17 protein-coding genes are annotated in these 20,732 nt (G+C 72.6%); 8 read left to right on the forward strand and 9 right to left on the reverse strand.

The features are described 5' to 3' along the window. The first annotated feature begins 9 nt into the window (after positions 1 to 9). The 3 genes from mmsA (at position 10) to JOE38_RS01245 (ending at position 3,165) form a co-directional block, all read left to right on the forward strand. Positions 10 to 1,554 carry a multiple monosaccharide ABC transporter ATP-binding protein gene (gene mmsA / locus JOE38_RS01235; RefSeq protein WP_204574510.1) on the forward strand — a complete coding sequence of 515 codons (1,545 nt, stop codon included), beginning with the start codon at positions 10 to 12 and terminating at the stop codon, positions 1,552 to 1,554. Further along, positions 1,551 to 2,759, forward strand: a complete 1,209-nt coding sequence (mmsB, locus tag JOE38_RS01240) for a multiple monosaccharide ABC transporter permease (RefSeq protein WP_094171152.1) — start codon at positions 1,551 to 1,553, stop codon at positions 2,757 to 2,759. Before mmsA ends, mmsB begins: the two co-directional genes overlap by 4 nt. Before the next feature lie 121 nt (positions 2,760 to 2,880). After that, positions 2,881 to 3,165 carry a hypothetical protein gene (locus JOE38_RS01245; protein ID WP_204574511.1) on the forward strand — a complete coding sequence of 95 codons (285 nt, stop codon included), beginning with the start codon at positions 2,881 to 2,883 and terminating at the stop codon, positions 3,163 to 3,165. A 9-nt stretch (positions 3,166 to 3,174) separates the two neighbouring features. Here the strand turns inward: JOE38_RS01245 and JOE38_RS01250 are convergent, their stop codons facing one another. The 4 genes from JOE38_RS01250 to JOE38_RS01265 all read right to left on the reverse strand — a co-directional run bounded on the left by JOE38_RS01250 (position 3,175) and on the right by JOE38_RS01265 (position 6,140). Beyond that, positions 3,175 to 3,975 (reverse strand): signal peptidase I, encoded by an 801-nt coding sequence (locus JOE38_RS01250; protein ID WP_204574512.1) that lies wholly within the window; start codon positions 3,973 to 3,975, stop codon positions 3,175 to 3,177. A gap of 30 nt (positions 3,976 to 4,005) precedes the next feature. Further along, on the reverse strand, positions 4,006 to 4,908 hold the full coding sequence (locus tag JOE38_RS01255; RefSeq protein ID WP_204574513.1) for a hypothetical protein: 903 nt from the start codon (positions 4,906 to 4,908) through the stop codon (positions 4,006 to 4,008). Then, a complete protein-coding gene (locus JOE38_RS01260; protein ID WP_204574514.1) occupies positions 4,905 to 5,507 on the reverse strand; it encodes a TasA family protein in 603 nt (200 codons plus the stop codon). Before JOE38_RS01260 ends, JOE38_RS01255 begins: the two co-directional genes overlap by 4 nt. An 87-nt stretch (positions 5,508 to 5,594) precedes the next feature. Next, positions 5,595 to 6,140, reverse strand: coding sequence for an alternate-type signal peptide domain-containing protein (locus JOE38_RS01265; protein ID WP_204574515.1), 546 nt, complete (start codon positions 6,138 to 6,140; stop codon positions 5,595 to 5,597). Between the two features lie 358 nt (positions 6,141 to 6,498). Between JOE38_RS01265 and JOE38_RS01270 the strand changes: the two genes are divergently transcribed. The 4 genes from JOE38_RS01270 to JOE38_RS01285 all read left to right on the forward strand — a co-directional run bounded on the left by JOE38_RS01270 (position 6,499) and on the right by JOE38_RS01285 (position 12,494). Beyond that, entirely contained in the window at positions 6,499 to 8,145 is a 1,647-nt protein-coding gene (locus JOE38_RS01270) for a sensor histidine kinase (RefSeq protein WP_204574516.1), read from the forward strand. A 136-nt stretch (positions 8,146 to 8,281) separates the two neighbouring features. Further along, positions 8,282 to 10,111 carry a BCCT family transporter gene (locus JOE38_RS01275; RefSeq protein WP_204574517.1) on the forward strand — a complete coding sequence of 610 codons (1,830 nt, stop codon included), beginning with the start codon at positions 8,282 to 8,284 and terminating at the stop codon, positions 10,109 to 10,111. Between the two features lie 132 nt (positions 10,112 to 10,243). Beyond that, on the forward strand, positions 10,244 to 11,260 hold the full coding sequence (locus tag JOE38_RS01280) for a diacylglycerol/lipid kinase family protein (protein ID WP_204574518.1): 1,017 nt from the start codon (positions 10,244 to 10,246) through the stop codon (positions 11,258 to 11,260). 55 nt (positions 11,261 to 11,315) lie between these two features. Continuing rightward, a complete protein-coding gene (locus JOE38_RS01285; RefSeq protein WP_204574519.1) occupies positions 11,316 to 12,494 on the forward strand; it encodes an AAA family ATPase in 1,179 nt (392 codons plus the stop codon). 100 nt (positions 12,495 to 12,594) lie between these two features. Here JOE38_RS01285 and JOE38_RS01290 read toward each other — a convergent pair whose 3' ends face one another. The 3 genes from JOE38_RS01290 to JOE38_RS01300 all read right to left on the reverse strand — a co-directional run bounded on the left by JOE38_RS01290 (position 12,595) and on the right by JOE38_RS01300 (position 15,855). Further along, a complete protein-coding gene (locus JOE38_RS01290) occupies positions 12,595 to 13,698 on the reverse strand; it encodes a fatty acid desaturase family protein (protein ID WP_204574520.1) in 1,104 nt (367 codons plus the stop codon). Between the two features lie 320 nt (positions 13,699 to 14,018). Beyond that, positions 14,019 to 15,062: an NAD(P)-dependent alcohol dehydrogenase gene (locus JOE38_RS01295; RefSeq protein ID WP_204574521.1), complete on the reverse strand. Its 1,044-nt coding sequence runs from the start codon at positions 15,060 to 15,062 to the stop codon at positions 14,019 to 14,021. A 49-nt stretch (positions 15,063 to 15,111) separates the two neighbouring features. Further along, on the reverse strand, positions 15,112 to 15,855 hold the full coding sequence (locus JOE38_RS01300; protein WP_204574522.1) for a hypothetical protein: 744 nt from the start codon (positions 15,853 to 15,855) through the stop codon (positions 15,112 to 15,114). A gap of 157 nt (positions 15,856 to 16,012) precedes the next feature. On the opposite strand from JOE38_RS01300, the gene JOE38_RS01305 reads away from it, so the two are divergent. Further along, positions 16,013 to 16,654, forward strand: a complete 642-nt coding sequence (locus JOE38_RS01305) for a DinB family protein (RefSeq protein WP_204574523.1) — start codon at positions 16,013 to 16,015, stop codon at positions 16,652 to 16,654. A 31-nt stretch (positions 16,655 to 16,685) separates the two neighbouring features. Here JOE38_RS01305 and JOE38_RS01310 read toward each other — a convergent pair whose 3' ends face one another. After that, positions 16,686 to 19,712, reverse strand: coding sequence for an alpha-mannosidase (locus JOE38_RS01310; RefSeq protein ID WP_204574524.1), 3,027 nt, complete (start codon positions 19,710 to 19,712; stop codon positions 16,686 to 16,688). A gap of 119 nt (positions 19,713 to 19,831) precedes the next feature. Continuing rightward, positions 19,832 to 20,731, reverse strand: coding sequence for a carbohydrate ABC transporter permease (locus JOE38_RS01315; RefSeq protein ID WP_204574525.1), 900 nt, complete (start codon positions 20,729 to 20,731; stop codon positions 19,832 to 19,834). Between the last annotated feature and the right edge of the window lies 1 nt (position 20,732).

Below are 20,732 nucleotides of genomic sequence, written 5' to 3' on the forward strand. Positions count from 1 at the left end.
GGAGCAGCAATGGACGACGTCATCCTGCAGATGACCGGCATCGTCAAGGAGTTCACGGGCGTGCGCGCCCTCGACGGCGTGGACGTCACCGTCCGCCGCGGCGAGGTGCACGCCATCTGCGGCGAGAACGGCGCGGGCAAGTCGACGCTGATGAAGGTGCTCAGCGGCGTGTACCCGCACGGCTCGTACGAGGGCACCATCACGATCGACGGCCGCGAGGTCCGCTACGGATCCATCAACGACAGCGAGCGCGACGGGGTGGTCATCATCCACCAGGAGCTCGCGCTCAGCCCCTACCTCTCCATCGCGGAGAACATCTTCCTCGGCAACGAGATGTCGCGCGGCGGCGTCATCGACTGGAACAAGACGAACCTCGAGGCCGTCAAGCTGCTGAAGCGCGTGGGGCTCGACGAGAACCCGGCGACGCGCGTGCTCGAGCTCGGCGTGGGAAAGCAGCAGCTCGTGGAGATCGCGAAGGCGCTCTCCAAGGAGGTGAAGCTCCTGATCCTCGACGAGCCGACCGCGGCGCTCAACGACGACGACTCGGCGCACCTGCTCGGCCTCATCCGCCTGCTGCGCGACGACGGCATCACGAGCATCATCATCAGCCACAAGCTCAACGAGATCCGGGCCATCGCGGACGACGTCACCGTCATCCGCGACGGGAAGACCATCGAGACGTTCCCGGTCACCGACTCGGACGAGATCGAGACGCGCATCATCCGCGCCATGGTCGGCCGACCGCTCGACGCGCAGTTCCCTCCGCGGGATCCGCGCATCGGCGAGGAGAAGCTCCGCGTCGAGGGCTGGACCGTGCACCACCCCGTCGACGTCGACCGCGTCGTCGTCGACGACGCGTCGTTCCACGTCCGCGCGGGCGAGGTCGTCGGGTTCGCGGGCCTCATGGGCGCGGGCCGCACGGAGCTCGCGATGAGCATCTTCGGGCGCTCGTACGGCACGGGCATCTCCGGCCGGATCTTCAAGGACGGGAAGGAGATCCGCACCCGCACCGTGAGCGAGGCCATCAAGAACGGCATCGCCTACGCGACGGAGGACCGGAAGCGCTACGGGCTGAACCTCATCGGCAGCATCACGGTGAACGTCTCGGCCGCCGCCCTCTCCAAGCTCGTCAAGCTCGGCGTGATCGACCGGCACCGCGAGTACGCGGTCGCCGACGACTACCGCAAGAAGATGAACATCAAGACGCCCGACGTCGCGGGGGTGGTCGGCAAGCTGTCCGGCGGCAACCAGCAGAAGGTCGTCCTCAGCAAGTGGATCTACTCGGGTCCCGACGTCCTCATCCTCGACGAGCCCACGCGCGGCATCGACGTGGGGGCGAAGTACGAGATCTACAGCATCATCAACCAGCTCGCGGCCGAGGGGAAGGCGGTCATCGTCATCTCCTCCGAGCTGCCCGAGCTCATCGGCCTCTCGGACCGGATCTACACGATCGCCGAGGGGCGGCTCACCGCGGAGGTCTCCCGGGCCGACGCGACACAGGAGGAGCTGATGCGGCACATGACCGCCAGCCGGAAGTCAGGAGTCGACCAGTGACCGTCATGCCCGAGCAGGCCACCGCGCCGAACGTGCCCACGCCGGACGGGATCAAGAAGCGCCCGCGCCGACGGATCGACCTCCGCCAGTACGGGATCCTCGCGGCGCTGGCCGTCATCATCCTGCTGTTCCAGGTCCTCACCGAGGGGCGGCTGCTCTACCCGGGCAACGTCGCGAACCTCATCCAGCAGAACGCGTACGTGCTGATCCTCGCGATGGGCATGGTCATCGTGATCATCGCGGGCCACATCGACCTGTCGGTGGGCTCGGTGGTCGCGACCGTGGGCGCCGTGGCCGCGCTCAGCATGAACGAGTGGGGGCTGCCGTGGGGGACCGCGGTCGTGCTGTCGCTCGTGGTCGGCGCGCTGATCGGCGCGTGGCAGGGCTTCTGGGTCGCGTTCGTCGGCATCCCGGCGTTCATCGTCACGCTCGCCGGCATGCTCGTGTTCCGCGGCGTCGCGCTCGTGCTCCTCACGGGCGGCACGATCTCGGGGCTCCCGGCGGAGTTCAACTCCATCGGATCCGGCAACCTGCCGACCACCGGAGCGCCCGACCTCCTCACGCTCGGGATCGGCGCGCTCGTGTCGGTCGCGCTCGTGGTGCAGCAGCTGCGCACCCGCGCGACGCTGCGCAAGCTCGAGCTGCCGCGCGAGCGGGCGATCTCGTTCTGGATCCGCACCGCCATCGCCGTCTTCGCGATCATGTACCTCTGCTACCTGCTGGCCTACAACCGCGGGACGCCGATCATCCTGATCATCCTGGCGACGCTCGTGCTGCTCTACTCGTTCCTCCTCACGCGCACGGTGTTCGGCCGGCACGTCTACGCGATGGGCGGCAACCTGTTCGCCGCGATGATGTCGGGCGTCAAGACCCGCTGGGTCAACTTCTTCATCTTCGTGAACATGGGCCTGCTCGCCGGGCTCGCGGGCGTCGTCAGCACCGCGCGCGCCGGATCCGCGGTCGCCTCGGCCGGCCAGAGCTTCGAGCTCGACGCCATCGCCGCGGTGTTCATCGGCGGCGCGGCCGTCCAGGGCGGCGTCGGCACGGTGGTCGGCGCGGTCATCGGCGGCCTCGTGATGGGAGTGCTCAACCAGGGCCTGTCGATCCTGTCGGTGGACGCGGCGTGGCAGCAGGTCATCAAGGGCCTGGTGCTGCTCCTCGCGGTCGCCTTCGACGTCTACAGCAAGCGCCGCTCCGGGCGCTGACCCGCGACGCGGCACGACTCCCGGCCCGGCCGCTCCCTCACGCGGGGAGCGGCCGGGCCGTCCGTCGTCCGGGTGGGGGCGGATCGCGCGCCGGATCAGGCGCGGCTGGGAGCCTCGGAGCATGGGACATGGACCGTACGGCGTGCTGTCGCGCGACGAGGTGGCCGCACGACTGGGTGACGGATGCGCGTGGCGCGTCGCGTGGTGCACCGGCGCCCGGATCCCCGAGTCGCGCGGGGCCGGACGGACTCTCCCGGACGGCGTGCTCGAGCGGGTGCCGTCGCCGGCGAAGCTCCGCCGAGGCATCCTGCCCTCGGGACGCAACTGGATGCTGGTCGTCGAGCGCGAGGAGGCCGGCCGCCCGGTGCTCCTCTTCGACGAGGGCCCCGAGCACCGGCACGTCTGACCCGTCTGATCAGCCGCGGTGGCGCCCCCGGAGGCGGACGGCCGCCGGGGCAGGCTCGGTCGCGTCGACGCCCGGGTGCGACGGATCCACGCGGGCGGCCTCGGCGACGCCCGCCGCCATCGCGTCGGAGTGCACGTGGTCGCCCTCCGCCACGACGTCCGCCGCGGCCGACGCGGTGCGCCTCTTCCGGGTCTGCACGGCGCCCGTGATGATCGTGACCGCCGCGTAGGCGAGGAGCGCGACCGCCGCGGCGGGGATGATCCAGCTGCGCGCCTGCCCGTTGACGGCCTGGTTCGCCCAGCCGACGAGCGGCACCGAGTACCAGACCTCGCCCTGGATCTGTCCGGGCGTCACGGGCAGCGAGTCGGGGGAGGCGTTGTTGTCGCCCTTGAAGGTGAAGGATCGCGTGCCGTCGGAGGCGGACGCGATGGCGGTGATCCGGTGGGTGATGACGGCAGGGTCGCCCGAGCGGATCTGGTACGTCGCGACGTCGCCGATCTCCAGCGCGTCGGGGTCCACGGGCCGCACCACGATGAGCGTGCCCGGCGGGAGCGTCGGCTCCATCGACTGCGTGAGGATCGTCAGCGGGACGGATCCCGAGACCTTCGGCACCACGAGCAGCACGGCCGCGAGCGCGATGACGAGCAGCAGGATCCCGACGCTGAGCCCCACGGCCGCCGAGCGGGCGAGCTGCGTGACGCCGCCGCGGGGCCGGGTGCCGGCCTCGAGCTCGACGGGGGCGAGGTCGTCCGCGGGGCGCCCGAGGGCGTCGCCGTGCCGTGCGCGTCGGCGGGGGAGGAGGCGGGGCATGGTCTGTCGTCCGGGTCGGGTCGGTGGGGATCAGGAGCAGCGGAAGCCGCGCGCGCCGCTCTGTTGGAAGGCGACGACCGTGCCGTTCGCGACCTGGCGGACCTTCGCGCCGTTGCCGTCGAGGAGGTCGACCGAGACGGGCACCGTGCCGTCCGCCGCGAGCGTGGACGGCACCTGGTCGCGCGTGATGGCGGCCTTGCCGTAGGAGCCCTGCGACGTGGCGATGCGCGTGCCGTTCACCATGACGCCGTAGTTCGAGTCGGAGGGCGCGACGGAGGTGTCCCAGGCGACGAAGACGTACCAGTTCCCGTCGGTCGGCTCGCATCGGAAGCCGCCCGTGACGGCGGGGCCCGGGGTGGTCTGCTTCGCGGTCGCGGTGTCGCGGCCGGTCCAGCTGCCGGATCCCAGCACCGTCGTGAGCGTGGCCGTGACGGAGGCGGATCCCGACGGGAATGCGGTCGCGGTGGTGCGCACGCACCAGATGACGGAGGCGCCCGCGGACAGCGTGCCCGAGAGCGTGGGCGGGGCCACCCAGTTGGCCGTGGAGGCATCCGAGCCGACGGAGGTGCTGGCCGTGCAGCTCGAGCCGCTCGCGGCCCAGGCGACGACGCGCACGTTGCGCGCGAAGTACTGGTCGTTCGTCGAGGAGGTGGGCGCCGTCATCGTGCCGGTCCACGTGTCGCGGGTGGATCCCGTGTTGGTGACGAGGACCGTCGCGGTGCGGGTGGGGTTCTGCGACGTGAGCTCGCCGGCGAGGCGGTCGAAGCCGCTCTCGGTCACGGCGACCGTGGCGCTCTGGACGTTCGCGCTCGTGCTGGTCGATGACGCCCAGAGCGCGTGGCCGGCGGTGGCGCCGATCCCGACGAGGAGGACGGTGAGGCCCACCAGGAGCGCGGCGTGCGCGCGGCCCCAGGGACGCCGGGTGCGGCTCACGGCTGCACCTGCGTGCCGACGAGGGCGAAGGTGAGCTGCGCGGTGGATCCCTGCACGCTCTGCGGCGCGTCCGTGTCGAGCAGGACCTCGGTGCAGACGACCGCGGAGGCGCCGGGCTGGATGCGGACGAAGCCGCTGGGCGTGTGCACCTGTCCGGGACGGCCGGAGAACGTCGTGGCGCCGTGGACGCAGTCGGCCGCCGTGGCGACGGGGCCGAGGCGCAGCGAGAGCTCGCCCGGGAAGGCGCTGTTGGAGGAGGTGCCTCGGGTGGAAACGGCCACGTCCAAGGCTATCGTCCCGGTGTTCTTCGCGGTGAAGGTGCCCATGGCGCCCTGCCCCGGGAGGAGCTTCGAGGAGTCGAGGGCGGACTGCTGGGTGACGACGAGGCCGCTCGTGCCGCTCGTGACGCTCGCGGGCTTCGTGCTGGCGGCGCCGTTCCAGAGGGCGTAGCTGCCGCCGGTCGCGGCGAGGGAGGCGACGACCACGGCGGTGAGGAGACCGGTGGTGAGCCAGGCGGCCCGGAGGGGGCTGCGGCGGGCCGGTCGCGCGGAACGGCGACCGTGCGCGGGACGCGGGGCGGGGGCCTCGTTCCTGCGCATGGCGTCCTCGTTCCGGGTGGTGGTGCGGGTGGTGGGTGGAGCCCCCTCCCCGCGGGCGACGTCACCGCGGGGAGGGGAGTACGGCGACTAGATCGCGCGCTGCGTGAGCGTGAAGGCGAGCTTGTCGAAGGAGAGCGAGCCGTTCTGGCCGGTCGTCGCGGTGGAGGGGAAGGTCACCGTGAGGACGACGTTCACCTTGGAGGCGGCCGTGGAGGGCTTGACCGTAAAGGTGTTCGCGGCGCTGGCGGGGGTGATGTTGGCGTCGGTCGAGGTGACGTCGAGCTTCGTGGTGATGGCCGCCTTGAGCGCCGCGTCGCCGGTGATGGAGACGGGGTTGTAGGTGAGGTCCGCGGCGAGCGAGTCGCCGGTCGCCGTGACGGTCAGGGCGCTCGTGTACTGCAGGACGTTGCCCGGGACGATGCGGTAGGTGGAGGGGTCGATGACCTTGCTGCCGCCGTTGGTGATGTCGGTCCAGACGCCCGCGGTGTCGGCGGCGATGGCCAGGTTGCCGGAGGAGACGCTGGAGGCGGCGACCGTGGCGTTGGCGTTCCACAGCGCGAAGCTGCCGGCGCCGCCGAGGAGGAGGACGATTCCGGCGGCACCTGCGACGGCACCGGAGACGATCTTGTTCATGGGGATTCCTGTTCTTCGCGCGGTGTGCTGCGCATGCTCATGGGGAGGCGGCGGGTGGGTGTCCCGTCGGTCGTCTCCGGTCCTGCATCGGCGCTTCAGCAGCGCTCCCGCGGTGTCGTACCGGTGTTTCCTTCGACATGCATCACTCTGACGGAGCGGTCTCAAGCCACCCGCTGGGGATCCGCAAGTCCGCCCGAGCTTTCCCGCAAGCCGGACCCGGCTTCGGCTCAAGGGCCCGGCGGGCTGTCCGCGGACGGCCCGACGCGATCCCCGCGGCGACGCGCACGGGGCTCGCCGCGTCGCCCGGTCTAGGCTCGGTCCACGGCGTCCCCCGACGGCGGATGGAGGAGGACAGCGCATGACCCCTGCCGCCCCCGTGGGCCGGATCTCCGCGGACGACCGGCGGCGGCGCGGATCCACCCGTGCGCAGATCCCGTTCCTCCTCAGCTGCGCGGTGGTCGCGGTCATCGTCGCCGTGGTCGAGCCCGCCGTCCAGCGCGACGCCTGGTACGCGGCGGCCATCGCCATGGTGCTCGTCGGCTCCGTCGTCGCCCTCGTGGTCGCGTCCAGCCGGATCCCGTCGGCCGTCCTGATCGCGGTGCCTGCGCTCGACCTGCTCGCGGTCGCGTTCATCCGCGACGCGACGGCCGCCTCCCTCCCCGCGGCGGCGCTGCTCGTGATCTTCCCGCTCCTCTGGCTCGTGTTCGGATTCCCGTCCGGCGGCGTCCCGGTCGCGGTCGCGGGCGCGCTCGCGATCACCGTCTTCCCCGTCCTCCGCGCCGGCGGGCTGCCCGCGACGAGCGCCGGCTGGGCCGACCTCGTCGGCGGCCTCCTCCTCACCGCCCTGCTGGTCACCGCGGCGGGGCAGGCCGCGGCGACGCAGCGCCGCGACCAGCGCGAGCTGGCGGAGTCGACCGCGGCCCAGGCACGGCTCCTCGCCGAGTCGCGCGAGCAGACCGCGACCATCCGCGACGTCGCGGACGCCGTCGACGTGGGCATCGTCTTCTTCGACGCCGACGACCGTCCCGTGATCCGCAACGCGGCCGTCCGCGCGCTCCTCGACATCGCGGGGTACGACCACGAGACGGGCATGGCGACCTCCGTCTACGGATCCGACCGCGTGACGCCCGTGGCCCGCGAGGGCAAGGTCCTGATGGAGGCGGTGTACGCCGACAAGGTGCACGGCCCCGTCTACTGGGTGGGGGAGCCCGGCAACCAGCGCGCCCTCGTGCTCTCCGTCCGGCCCATCGGCGGCCGTCCCGGCCAGCTGACGGGCACGGTGCTCGGCGCCTACGACGTCACCGACCTCGCCCAGGCCGTGCAGGTGCGCGACGAGTTCCTGGCGACCGTGTCGCACGAGCTGCGGACGCCGCTCACCAGCATCGTCGGCTACCTCGACCTGCTCGACGAGCTGCACGATCCCGCCGAGCTCGGCATCCAGGACGAGATCGCCGTGATCCAGCGGAACGTGGCGCAGCTGTCGAGCATCATCGGCTCGCTCCTCGAGGGCGCCGACCACGCTCCCGCCCTCCGTCGTGGACCGGTCGACGTGACGGCCCTGGTCGACGCGGTCGTGCGGCGGGCCGCGGCGCGCGCGGCCGAGCGCCGTCTGGTGCTCGAGGCGCGGCTCGAGCCGGGGATCACGCTCGATGGCGACGCGGAGCGGCTGACGCAGGTCGTCGAGGCGCTCGTCGCCAACGCCCTCCTCTTCACCCCGTCCGGACGGATCGACGTGGTCCTCGCACGCGAGGGGGACGACGCCGTGATCTCCGTCGTCGACACGGGCGTGGGCCTCAGCGAGGAGGACCAGGCCCACGTGTTCGACCGCTTCTTTCGCGCGCAGTCGGCGCGCGACGGCGCCGTCCCCGGGATCGGCCTCGGCCTCTCGATCGCCGAGCGGACCGTGACGGCGCACGGCGGGAGGCTCCGCATCGCGAGCCGCCTCGGCCACGGCACGCGCGTGGTCGCGACCCTCCCGACGGGCCGCGACGCGACCGGCTCCTAGCCCTCCTCATAGCCGATGGCAAGCCCGACGGGCGAATCGACCGATTCCGCGACCTCCGCCTAGACTCTCCCGGTCGCTCGCGGGACCCCTGCGGGCGATGCCCTCGCCATCGAGCCCACAGGAGCCCATCCCCTCCATGACCTCCCCGCGCACGTCCGCAGAACGCCTCCTCGACCGTCTGGTCCCGAAGCGCAGATCGGGTCCCGACGGCACCCGGCCACCGCGCCGCGACCACTCCGACCACCGCCTCCTCGAGGCCAGGTTCACCGGGTCCGTCGACCTGTACGAGCCCGAGCACCCGAAGATCGACCGTCTCGTCTTCGGCGTCACGGCCGTCCTCGCGGTCGGCTTCGTCGTCTGGGGCATCGTGAGCACCGACGGGCTCGCGTCGATCTCGGGCTCCGCGCAGAGCTGGGTCATCGAGAAGACCGGCTGGCTGTTCGTGCTGGCCGCGAGCTTCTTCGTGATCTTCGTCATCTGGCTGGCCGCGAGCCGCTACGGCCGCATCAAGCTCGGCGCCGACGACGAGAAGCCGCAGTTCAAGACGGTCTCGTGGATCGCGATGATGTTCAGCGCGGGCATGGGCATCGGCCTGATGTTCTTCGGCGCGGCCGAGCCGCTCAGCTTCTTCGTCACCCCGCCGCCCGGCACCACGCAGCCGGAGTCGGAGGCGGCGATCCGCACCGCCATGGCCACCGCGATGTTCCACTGGGGCCTGCACCCGTGGGCGATCTACGCGGTCGCCGGAATCGCGATCGGCTACGGCACGTTCCGCAAGGGACGCAAGCAGCTCTTCTCCTCCATCTTCCAGCCGCTGCTCGGCACGAAGCGCACCGAGGGCTGGGCCGGCCGCGTCATCGACATGCTCGCGATCTTCGCCACGCTCTTCGGCTCGGCGGCATCGCTCGGCATCGGCGCGACGCAGATCGGCGCGGGCCTGGAGTTCAACGGCTGGGTGGACGAGGCCACGGCCCCGCTCCTCATCGGCATCATCGTCGTGCTCACGATCGCGTTCATCTTCTCGGCCGTCTCGGGCATCGCCCGGGGCATCCAGTGGCTGTCGAACATCAACATGGTGCTGGCCGTCGTGCTGGCCGTGTTCGTGTTCGTCGTCGGCCCGACGCTGCTCATCCTCAACCTCATCCCCGCCACGCTCGGCGCGTACCTCGGCGACATGACCGAGATGGCGTCGCGCACCGCGGCGACCGGCGGCGAGGAGATGAGCGCCTGGCTCTCCAGCTGGACCGTCTTCTACTGGGCCTGGTGGATCTCGTGGACGCCGTTCGTCGGCATGTTCATCGCGCGCATCAGCCGCGGCCGCACCATCCGCGAGTTCGTGGTCGGCGTGCTCCTCGCGCCCAGCATCGTGGCCCTCATCTGGTTCTCGATCTTCGGCGGATCCGCGATCCACGCGCAGCAGACCGACGGCGACATGACCGTCGACGGCGCCGTGGTGAGCGACAACACGCTGTTCCAGCTGCTCAACCACTACCCGCTGGCCAGCGTCAGCACCATCCTCGTGATGGTGCTCGTCGCGATCTTCTTCGTCTCGGGCGCCGACTCGGCGTCGATCGTGATGGGGACGCTGTCGCAGCGCGGCGCGCTCCACCCGAGCCGCAAGGTCGTCATCTTCTGGGGCGTCGTCATGGGCGCGGTCGCCGCGATCATGCTCGCCATCGGCGGGGGAGGCACGGAGGCCCTCACCGGCCTGCAGAACCTCACGGTCGTGGCGTCGCTGCCGTTCGTGATCGTGATGCTCGTGGCCTGCTACGCGCTCTGGAAGGAGCTGCGCACGGATCCGCTCATCGTGCGCCGCCAGGTCGCGGTCGAGATGATGCGCGACGCCGTCGTCAACGGCGTCGAGCAGCACGGCGACCACTTCCAGCTCGCGGTCGACCCGGTCGACCCGGAGGACGCGGAGATCCGCGAGCCCCTCGGCGACGAGGACGAGGCCCGGCGCTCCTGACGCCCCGGTCTCCCACGACGATGCCGACCCGCGCCTCGCGCGCGGGTCGGCATCGTCGTCTCCGGGAGCGCCGCGCGGAAGCGGGGGCTCCCGGACCCCTCACGGGCCGCGCGCGTCGGTAGGGTGACCATGATGACGACCTCCACCCCCGCCTCCGCACCCTCTCCCGCGCCCACCGACGGGCCGGGCCGTCGTGCTGCCGTCGTCTACAACCCCATCAAGGTCGACCTCGAGTCCCTGAAGACGAAGGTCGCCCAGGCGGCGGGCACCGCCGGCTGGCAGGAGACCCTCTGGTTCGAGACCAGCGAGGACGACCCGGGCAAGGGCGCCGCCGAGGAGGCCCTCTCGCACGACGTCGACATGGTCATCGCGGCCGGCGGCGACGGCACGGTCCGCGCGGTCGCCGAGGGCATGTCGGGATCCGGCGTCTCGCTCGGCCTCCTGCCCTCCGGCACGGGCAACCTCCTGGCCCGCAACCTCAAGCTCACGCTCAACGACGTCGACCACTCCCTCGAGGCCGCATTCTCCGGACGCGACCGCATGGTGGACCTCGCGGCCATCGAGATCCTGCGCGAGGACGAGTCCCGCGACAAGCACGTGTTCGTCGTCATGGCGGGCGTCGGCATCGACGCCAAGATGCTGGCCAACACCGACTCGGAGCTGAAGAAGAAGGTCGGCTGGCTCGCCTACGTCGACGCGATCTTCAAGGCGCTCCGCGACCGCGACCAGCTCCGCCTGCGCTACCGCCTCGACGGCCGCAGCACGCACCGCCGCCGCGCGCACACCCTCATCGTCGGCAACTGCGGATCGCTGCCCGCCAACATCCTGCTGCTGCCGGACGCCGCGGTCGACGACGGGATCCTCGACGTCGTGCTCATGCGCCCCGAGGGCATCTTCGGCTGGCTCCAGATCTGGCTCAAGGTCGCGTGGGAGAACGGCGTCGTCCGCCGCACCGCCGCGGGCCGTCGCCTCATGGGGCCCGAGAAGGAGGTGCGCGCGCTCGAGTACCGCACCGCCGAGGAGGTCGTGGTGCGCCTCGAGAAGGAGGAGGACATCGAGCTCGACGGCGATCCCTTCGGCCGGGCCCTGGGCTTCAAGATCCAGGTGCTGCCCGGCGGGCTGACCGTGCGGGTGCCGCAGGACGCCTGACCCGCGTCGCCCGGCCGCGCGCACGCGTGTCGGCGGTGCGTGGGAGGGTCGCGGCATGATCCGCACCGTCGCCGTGTCCGGCTACCGTTCCCTCCGTGACCTCGTCCTGCCGCTCACCGGGCTCGACGTGGTCACGGGCGCGAACGGCAGCGGCAAGTCCAACCTCTACCGGGCCATGCGCCTCATCTCCGACATGGCGGAGGGCGGCGCGGTCGGGGCCCTGGCGCGCGAGGGCGGCCTCGACGCGGTCCTGTGGGCGGGCCCCGAGACCATCGCGCGGTCGGTGCTGCAGGGGGAGCACCCCGTGCAGGGCACCATGCGACGCGGCCCCATCGCGCTCCGCCTCGGCTTCGCGTCCGACGAGCTCGGATACCTGGTCGACCTCGGCATCCCGCAGCGCGATCCGGACGCGGTGCCGCGGTCGAAGTTCGAACGCGATCCCGAGATCAAGCGCGAGCTGATCTTCTCCGGCCCCACGGCGCGCCCCAGGTCGCTCCTGCTGGAGCGCAGGTGGAAGGACGTGCGCGTACGCGACCGATCCGACGCGTGGCAGCGCGTGCCCGCCTTCATCCCGGAGCACCGCAGCGTCCTCAGCGAGGTCGCGGACGCCGTCACGAGCCCCGAGGCGATGATCCTGCGCCAGCGCATGCGCGGCTGGCGCTTCTACGACCACCTCCGCACCGACCTCGACGCCCCCGCCCGCCGGCCTCGCGTCGGCACCCGCACCCCGGTCCTCGCGAGCGACGGGGCCGACCTGGCGGCCGCGGTGGAGACCATCCGGGAATGGGGCCGCGGCGACGACCTCGACGCCATCGTCGACCGGGCGTTCCCGGGCTCCCGCATCGTCATCACGTCCCGGGACGGCGTGTTCTCCCTGGGGCTCGAGCAGCCGGGGGTGCTGCGCGTGCTCGACGCCGCGGAGCTCTCCGACGGCACCCTGCGGCTGCTCATGCTCGCGACGGCGCTGCTCACGACGGAGACGCCCGAGCTCATGGTGCTCAACGAGCCGGAGACGAGCCTCCACGCGGACCTGCTCCCGGCGCTCGGGGAGCTCATCGCCCGCGCGTCCTCCCGCATCCAGATCGTGGTGGTGACGCATGCGGCCGGGCTCGCCTCGGCGATCGCGGATCATGCGGAGGTGGGCGAGCTGGTGCTCGAGAAGGTGCAGGGCCAGACCGTGCTCCGCGGGCAGGGGCTGCTCAGCACGCCGTCCTGGGACTGGGGGAAGCGCTAGCCGGCTGCGCGTCGGACGCGGCCCGCACGACGACGCCTCCCGGTCGCGGCCCGGGTGGGCGGCGCGAGCGGGAGGCGTCGGGTGGTGCGGCGCGCTGCGATCAGCGTCCGAAGGCCGCCGATGCGGGGCAGTCGAACGGGTCGCCGCCGGCCGAGAGGCCCACGCGGTTGAGGTACGCGATGACGATGCCGTAGGAGGCCAGCAGGGTGGTCTCGGTGTACGGGATGTTGTGCGTCGCGCAGTACTCCTTCGCGATGAGCTGGGCCTTCTTGAGCGCGGGCCGCGGCATGTTCGGGAAGAGGTGGTGCTCGATCTGGTAGTTGAGGCCGCCCATGTAGATGTCGGTGAGCCAGGTGCTCTTGATGTTGCGGCTGGTGAGGACCTGTCGGCGGAGGAAGTCGACCTTCGAATCCTTCGGCAGCACGGGCATGCCCTTGTGGTTCGGGGCGAACGAGGCGCCCATGTAGACGCCGAAGACGGCGAGCTGCACGCCGACGAACGCGAACGCCATGCCGACGGGCAGGAAGAAGAAGACGACGGCGAGGTAGGCGATGATGCGCGTGGACAGCATCGAGATCTCGAGCCAGCGCTTGTCGACCTTGCCGCGGCCGAAGACCGTGCGGAAGCCGTGCACGTGCAGGTTCAGGCCCTCGAACATGAGGATCGGGAAGAACGCGTAGCCCTGGTGGCGCGTGAACCAGCCGTAGACGCCCGTGGCGCGGGCGGCGTCCTCCTGCGTGAAGGAGATGACGTCGCGCTCGATGTCCGGGTCCTTGCCCATGACGTTCGGGTTGGCGTGGTGGCGCGAGTGCTTCGTCATCCACCAGGAGTAGCTGATGCCGACGAAGAGGTTGGCGAGCGTGCGGCCCGCGATGTCGTTGGCCTTGCCGGACTCGAACACCTGGCGGTGCGAGGCCTCGTGGGCGAGGAAGGCGAACTGGGTGAAGATGATGCCGAGGCCGGCGGCGATGAGGAGCTGGAACCAGCTGTCACCCAGCGCGAAGAAGCCGACGCCGAGGCCGACGAGCGCCGCGGTGATGCCGGCGAACATGAGCACGTAGAACCCGACGCGGCGCTCCAGCAGCCCGGCTTCGCGGACGGTGTTGAGGAGACCCGAGTACGCGGTGGTCGGATTGGACCCACCGCCGCGCTTGGGCTTGGTCAGCACGATGCGGGGAGGGGCGGAGGTGTCGGTGTCTGTCATGTGCCTGCTCACTCGAAGGTCGGGGCCTCGCGGCCAGGGGGAGCGGCCCGTCTCACGGGACCGAAGGGGATGCAGCGCCGTGATCCGCATGACGCTCCGGCTGCCGTGGATCAGGGGCGACCGAGTCCTTACCCTGCCATGTCGCGAGGCGCCGTGGGCTGAGAAACCGTCGGTGCGTCGCGGCTCGTCGGTCGCGCGTAATGTTCGTCGCCGTCGCTCCCGCGGTTCGGTCCCCAGCCGCTGGAGGAGCTCCACGGACGCATTCCCGCCGCGGCATGCACGCTCGTCCGCCGGGCCGCATCCGCCGACGATCCGCGTCGCTACGGCACGATCACCGCGCGCCCCCGGACGGTGCCCGCGGCGAGCGCGGCGTAGGCATCCGGGCCGTCCTCCAGCGCGTACCGCTGCGTCTCGACGGTCACCTGGCCCGAGCGCGCGAGGTCGAGCACCTCGATCAGCTCAGAGCGGCTGCCCCAGTAGGGGATCCGCACGGCGGCGTCGAAGGCGACGGTCCCGAACCCGACCTCCACCGTGCCGCCGCCGATGCCGACGATCGTCACGTCGCCGGCCGGCTCGACCACCTGGAGGGCCGTCGCCATGGTGGGCGTCGCGCCGACGAAGTCGAAGACGGCCTGCACCCCGCGGCCCCCGGTGATCGCCCGGATGCCGTCGGCGGCGTCCCGGTCGCTGATCACCGTGTGGTGCGCGCCGACGTGGCGGGCGAGCTCGAGCTTCTCGTCGTTCACGTCGAGGGCGATGACGGTGGCGCCGCTGAGGGCGCGGAGGATCTGGATCCCGACGTGCCCCAGCCCGCCCGTGCCGATGACGACGGCGTAGGTGCCCGCGCCGAGCTTCGGCAGCGAGGTCTTGATCGCGTGGTAAGGCGTGAGGCCGGCGTCGGTGAGCGAGACGTTGGCCACGGGGTCGAGGTCGCCGAGCGGCACGAGGTGGCGCGGGTCGTCGACGATCATGTACTCGGCCATGGCGCCGGGCGCGCCGAGCCCGGGAGGCTGGATCCCCTCGGCGGCGGCGTTCTCGCAGTAGTTCTCGCGGCCCTCGGCGCACGCGTGGCAGCGGCCGCAGCCCCAGGGGCCGTAGACCGCGACCGCGTCGCCGACGGCGAGGTGCTCGACGCCCGCGCCCAGCTCCTCGACGACGCCCGCGCCCTCGTGGCCGAGCGTCAGGGGGAGCGGGTAGCCGGCGGCGCGGTACTCCTCCTCCGAGAGGCCCATCACGTACTCGTCCGAGTGGCACACGCCGGCGGCGGTGACGCGGAGGAGGACCTGACCGGGCCCGGGGACGGGCTTGTCGATCTCGACGACCTCGGGGTGGGATCCGATGCGGGTGTACTGGAGCGCCTTCATGGGCCCACCGTATTCCCCGCGCGGGGGAACCCGCCGTGTGCGGGCGTCGTCAGGGCAGGCGGCTGCCGTGCGGCGGGTCGACGGGCGGGGCGACGGTGCGCTCGGACTCGGGGCGGGCGAGCTCCGCGTCGGCGGCGTCGCGGAGGAGGGCCATGCGGCCGGCCGCGAGGGACTGGGTCCAGAGCGTCGACGCCGACATCAGCAGGTAGATCGGCGCGAACCAGAGCAGGGTGCCCGGGTCTCCGGCGAGGGCGTAGGCGGGGAGCCCGACGAGCGCCAGGACGCTGAGGACGAGCGCCCCGGGCACGGGCGCGGCCGCGGCCGCGATGGCCCGGCGGGACTCCGTGGCCGCGCGTCCGGCGGTCCCGGGGGCGAGGGAGATCCGGCCGCGCGGGTCCACGGCGGCGTCGAGCAGGGCCGCGTCCCGCCAGGCCGGGTGCGTCCCGAAGACCGTCGGGTGGCGGCGGATCGCGCGCGAGAGCCAGATCGACACCGGGATCACGCCGACGGCGGCGCCCACCACGGCACCCAGCACGACGGCTCCCGGGAGCGCGGTCTCGGCGCCGTCCGCGCGCGCGAGGACCGGCGCGATCAGCAGCGCCATGGCCACGCCCGCGACCAGCGCGACGCCGAGCGCCACGAGACGGCGACGCGGGGTGACGACCTCGGCGATCCAGGCGGCGATGGCGTGGGAGCCGATGCGAGCGAGCGCGCGCCTGCCGTGCCCCGGGTCGGCCGACCTGTCGGCCTCGGCGGCAGCGGCGTCGTCTGCGGTCGTGTCGTCAGCGGCCATGCGGTGCTCCCGGTCCGGGGCCGGTCGACTCGCCCCCGTCCATCCTCCTGGGCGGACGAGCCCGGGCGGACCGTCGCGCGCCCCCTGTCCGGGGCGCGCGATCGACGCGGGGCCTCCGGGCTGAACGCGCGTCGGGGGCGCCTGGGAAGCTCGCGGCATGACCGCAGCGCAGCCCTCATCCGCATCCGCCCCCGCGCCCGGCGACGCCGCCGTCCGCGACGACCTGATCCGCCATCTCCGTCTCGCGCGCGAGGCCCTCGTCTGGAAGCTCGAGGGCCTCGGCGAGCACGACGTGCGCCGGCCGCTCGTGCCGACGGGATCCAACCTGCTCGGCCTCGTGAAGCACGCGGCGGGCGTCGAGGCGGGCTACCTCGGCTTCGTCTTCGGGCGGCCGTTCCCCGAGGAGCTGCCGTGGATGGAGGAGGACGCGCCGCCGAACGCCGACATGCGCGCGACCGCGGACGAGTCGCGGGCCGACATCGTGGGGCTCTCCCAGCGCGTCGGCGCGCACTCCGAGGCGACGCTGCGGGCGCTGCCGCTCGACGCCGTCGGCCGCGTGCCGTGGTGGCCGGGAGAGGTCGGGCGGGTGACCGTGCAGCGGATCGCCGTGCACCTGGTCGCGGAGCTCAACCGGCACGCGGGGCACGCCGACATCCTGCGGGAGCTGGTCGACGGCGCCGTGGGGCTGCGGGCCGCCAGCGGCAATCTGCCGGACGGCGACGCCGCGTTCTGGCGCGCCGAGCACGCGGAGACCGCGCGCGTCGCGCGCGAGGCGGCGGGGCTGCCGCCGGTCGGCTGACCGGGCAGCCCCGCCGGGCGTCGGACCCGGGCTAGCGGCGCGCGATCCGCAGCGTCGCGATCTCGAACGGCAGCAGCGTCAGCTCGATCGCCTCGCCCGCCGCGTGCTCGCCGGCGCTGTCGAGGGGCCGCTCGAGCAGGTCCGTGCGGCGGGCGGAGCCCAGGCCGAGCGACGGATCCACCCGCACCACGGTCGACTCCCGGCCGCCGCGCGCCTCGTAGAGCCGCACGACGAGGTCGCCGGAGCGGTCCTCCGCGAGCTTGACGGCCTCGATCACGACGGCCGCGTTCGACGACGTGACGAGCGGCGCGACGCCGTGGTCTCCCGCGACCTCGCGCACCGGCAGGTTGAGCCGGTAGCCCGCGTGGGCGGCGTCGAGCACGTCCGGCGCCACGCGCACCGCGGAGCGCAGCACGTGCCGGCCCTGGTCGGCGTGCGGGTCGGGGAACACGGGCGCCCGCAGGAGCGACTGGCGCACGAGGGTCGCGCTGCCGCCGTCGGGGCGGGGGATCCGCGTCACGTCGTGCCCGTACGTCGCGTCGTTCGCGACCGCCACCCCGAAGCCGGGCTCGCCCACGTGCACCCAGCGATGCGCGACCGTCTCGAAGCGCGCGGTCTCCCACGACGTGTTCGCGTGCGTGACGCGCTGCACGTGGCCGAACTGGACCTCGGACGCGGCCCGGTCGGCGTGGACGTCGAGCGGGAACGCGAGCTTGAGGAGCTTCTGCCGTTCGTGCCAGTCGACGTCGGTGACCACCTGGAGCTCCGGCTCGCCGGCCGGCAGGGTCCACGTCTGCGTGACGCGCGAGGCGCCGAACGCGCGCTCGACCACGAGGGCATCGCCGTCGATCCGCACCGCCTCGACGTCACCGAGGTCGGTTCGCGTGCGGCGGTAGGCGTCGTCGATGTCCCACGCGTCCCACTGGTTCGGGGTGTCGCGGAAGAGCTGCAGGAGGCCGAGGCGCTGGCCGGGGGCGACGAGGTCGCGGCCGGATGCGGCGTCGACGAGCGAGGAGACCGTGCCGTCGGCGTCGAACCTGGCGCGGACGAGGCCGTTGTCGAGGATCCATCCGTCGCCGTCCGCGACGGGTGCAGGGGAGGCGGGGGCCGGATCCACGACAGCGGCCGACAGCGCGCCCACGCCCGCCGCCTCCACGGGCGCCGCGTTGAACGCGATGCGCCGGTCGCCGGATCCCGCCAGCGCCGCCTGCGCCTCGGCCACGAGCTCGCGGAGCCGGCCCTGCACGCGCGCGTGCTCGCGCTCGGCCTCCTGGTGCACCCAGGCGATGGACGTGCCCGGCAGGATGTCGTGGAACTGCAGCAGCAGCACCGTGCGCCAGAGCGCGTCGAGCTCGTCGTGCGGGTAGGCGACGAGGTCGCGCACCGCGGCCGCCGCGAGCCACAGCTCCGCCTCCCGCAGCAGGTGCTCGCTGCGCCGGTTGCCCTGCTTCGTGCGCGCCTGCGACGTGTACGTGCCGCGGTGGAACTCGAGGTACATCTCGCCCGACCACACGTGCGGGTCCCGGATCTCGGCCCTCGCGGCGTCGAAGAAGGACAGCGGCGTGCCGAGCTCCACGCGCGGCGACCCCTCGAGGTCGCGCGTGCGGCGCGCCGCCGCGACCATCTCGCGGGTCGGCCCGCCGCCGCCGTCGCCCCAGCCGAACGGGACGATCGACGCGTTGCTCACGGCCTTCTCCGCGTGCTGCCGCTCGGCGCGCGCGAGGTCCTCCCCGGAGAGGTCGGAGTTGTAGGAGTCCACCGGCGGGAAGTGCGTGAAGACGCGGCTGCCGTCGATGCCCTCCCAGAGGAAGGTGTGGTGCGGCATCGTGTTCGTCTCGTTCCACGACTGCTTCTGCGTGAAGAAGTACTCGGCACCGGCGCCGCGCACGATCTGCGGCAGCGCGCCCGTGTAGCCGAAGGAGTCGGGCAGCCACACCTCGCGGGAGTCGATCCCGAACTCCTCGAGGAAGAACCGCTTGCCCTGCACGAGCTGGCGGACGAGCGCCTCGCCGCCCGGCATGTTCGTGTCCGACTCGACCCACATGCCGCCGACGGGCACGAAGCGGCCCTCGGCCACGCGCTGCCGCAGCCGCTCGAAGAGCTCGGGGTGGTCCTCCTTCAGCCACGCGTACTGCTGGGCGCTGGAGGCCGCGAACACGAAGTCGGGATCCTCGTCCATGAGCGCGAGCACGTTGGAGAAGGTGCGCGCCACCTTGCGGCGCGTCTCGCGCACGGGCCAGAGCCATGCGGAGTCGATGTGGGCGTGGCCGACCGCGGTGACCCGGTGCGCGCTGGCGTGGGCGGGCGCCGCGAGCACCTGCTCCAGCTCCCGCCGGCCGGCGGCGGCGGTTCCCGCGACGTCGTCGGGATCCACCGCGTCGCACACGCGCTCGAGCGCCGCGAGGATCTCCGCGCGGCGCGGCGACGCCGGATCCAGCTGGCCCATGAGCCCCCGCAGCGTCCAGACGTCGCGGTCGAGCTCCCAGACGGCCTCGTCGCGCCACGCGAGGTCCATCGTCCGCAGCCGGTAGATGGGCTCGTCGCCCGCGGTGGCGGGGTCGCCGAGCGGCGTCTCGCCGTGGAAGGAGTCGCCGCCGATGTCGGGGTTCGATGCCGCCTCGATCCAGAGGTCGATGCGCGTCCCCGGCGCGGTGCCGGCACCGACGCCCACGAGCGGCACGTAGCCGTTGTACGGCTCGATGGCCTTCACGACGCTGCCGTCCGGCCGGTAGACGAGGCCCTCGGCCTGGAAGCCCGGCTGCCGGTCGCTGAAGCCGAGGTCGACGAGCACCTCGAGCGCGGTGCCGTCCGCGGCCCCGTCGTCCGGCACGGTGCCGGTGATGTGGAACCACGTCGTGCCCCACGCCCTGCTCCACGGCGTGCCGACGGCGAACGGCCGGTAGTCCTGCCGCACCGCCTCGGCGAACGGCACGGGCTCGCCCGGCGCGTCCCACGCCTCGATCGCGAGCGGGATCCGGCGGCGGTGGACGTTCGGCACGAGGCGGTCGCGGACGAACCGCTCGACGCGGGCCTCGGCGAGCGCGGTGGTGGGGGGCATGGTCGTCTCCAGTCGATGGCGCGGCGGACCGCGGGCGGGTGTCTCCAGCGTGCGCCGCGCGGGCGTCGGCGTCCGGCGGCGGGTGGTGCGGTGGTGGTGCGGATGGATGCGCGGGCCGGTCAGCCCTTCACGGCGCCGGCGAGGGCGTTCGACCCGCCGAGCGTGCGCGAGACGAGCACGTACAGCGCGATCACGGGCACCGAGTAGACGAGCGAGAACGCCGCGAGCTGGCCGTAGGCCACGGATCCGTACTGCCCGAAGAAGGCGAAGATGCTCACGGCCGCCGGCTGCTTGTCCGGGCTCAGCAGCAGGATGAAGGGCACGAAGAAGTTCCCCCACGCCTGGATGAACACGAAGATGAACACCACCGCGATCCCCGGGCGCATGAGCGGTACGACGATGTGGGTGAGCGTGCGCATCATCGACGCGCCGTCGGTCCACGCGGCCTCCTCGAGCGAGATCGGCACGGAGTCCATGAAGTTCTTCGCCATCCAGATCGCCATCGGCAGGCTCGTGGCGGCGAGGAAGAAGACCGTGCCGCCGATCGAGTCGATGAGGTCGAGCGTGACGAAGAGGCTGTAGACGGGCACCATCATCGCGGTGATGGGCAGGCACGTGCCGAACAGGATCCCGTAGAGGAACGGCTTGTTGATGCGCATCCGGTAGCGCGACAGCGGGTACGCCGCGAGGATCGCGACGACCACCGTCACGACGGCGCAGCCGCCCGAGAGCACGAGGCTGTTCATGAGCGGGATGAACGAGATCTCCGGCGTGAGCACGGCCTCGAAGTTCTCCAGCGTGAACTCCGCCGGGACCTTCGCGGACAGCGTGGCCGACGGGTCGAAGGCCGCGAGGAGGAGCCACACGAGCGGCACGGCGAAGCACAGGGCGACGAGCACCAGCACGCCGTTCGCCACGGCGCGCATGACGCGGCCGCTCGGCGAGGTCATGCGCGATCCCGGCGGGCGGGCTGCGCGTGGGGCGCGGGCGGGTGCCGGCGCGGTCGTGGTCACGGCCATG

This window comes from Clavibacter michiganensis (assembly GCF_016907085.1).
GTDB classification, from domain to species: Bacteria; Actinomycetota; Actinomycetes; order Actinomycetales; family Microbacteriaceae; genus Clavibacter; species Clavibacter michiganensis_O.

What these genes read in the sequence shown, in the direction of transcription:
- JOE38_RS01285 (WP_204574519.1), top strand. Translation starts at nt 11,316, where the DNA reads ATGATCCGCACCGTCGCCGTGTCCGGCTACCGTTCCCTCCGTGACCTC.
- JOE38_RS01265 (WP_204574515.1), bottom strand. Translation starts at nt 6,140, where the DNA reads ATGAACAAGATCGTCTCCGGTGCCGTCGCAGGTGCCGCCGGAATCGTC.
- mmsA (WP_204574510.1), top strand. Translation starts at nt 10, where the DNA reads ATGGACGACGTCATCCTGCAGATGACCGGCATCGTCAAGGAGTTCACG.
- JOE38_RS01295 (WP_204574521.1), bottom strand. Translation starts at nt 15,062, where the DNA reads ATGAAGGCGCTCCAGTACACCCGCATCGGATCCCACCCCGAGGTCGTC.
- JOE38_RS01300 (WP_204574522.1), bottom strand. Translation starts at nt 15,855, where the DNA reads ATGGCCGCTGACGACACGACCGCAGACGACGCCGCTGCCGCCGAGGCC.
- JOE38_RS01305 (WP_204574523.1), top strand. Translation starts at nt 16,013, where the DNA reads ATGACCGCAGCGCAGCCCTCATCCGCATCCGCCCCCGCGCCCGGCGAC.
- JOE38_RS01290 (WP_204574520.1), bottom strand. Translation starts at nt 13,698, where the DNA reads ATGACAGACACCGACACCTCCGCCCCTCCCCGCATCGTGCTGACCAAG.
- JOE38_RS01315 (WP_204574525.1), bottom strand. Translation starts at nt 20,731, where the DNA reads ATGGCCGTGACCACGACCGCGCCGGCACCCGCCCGCGCCCCACGCGCA.
- JOE38_RS01245 (WP_204574511.1), top strand. Translation starts at nt 2,881, where the DNA reads ATGGGACATGGACCGTACGGCGTGCTGTCGCGCGACGAGGTGGCCGCA.
- JOE38_RS01250 (WP_204574512.1), bottom strand. Translation starts at nt 3,975, where the DNA reads ATGCCCCGCCTCCTCCCCCGCCGACGCGCACGGCACGGCGACGCCCTC.
- JOE38_RS01270 (WP_204574516.1), top strand. Translation starts at nt 6,499, where the DNA reads ATGACCCCTGCCGCCCCCGTGGGCCGGATCTCCGCGGACGACCGGCGG.
- JOE38_RS01275 (WP_204574517.1), top strand. Translation starts at nt 8,282, where the DNA reads ATGACCTCCCCGCGCACGTCCGCAGAACGCCTCCTCGACCGTCTGGTC.
- JOE38_RS01280 (WP_204574518.1), top strand. Translation starts at nt 10,244, where the DNA reads ATGACGACCTCCACCCCCGCCTCCGCACCCTCTCCCGCGCCCACCGAC.
- JOE38_RS01260 (WP_204574514.1), bottom strand. Translation starts at nt 5,507, where the DNA reads ATGCGCAGGAACGAGGCCCCCGCCCCGCGTCCCGCGCACGGTCGCCGT.
- JOE38_RS01310 (WP_204574524.1), bottom strand. Translation starts at nt 19,712, where the DNA reads ATGCCCCCCACCACCGCGCTCGCCGAGGCCCGCGTCGAGCGGTTCGTC.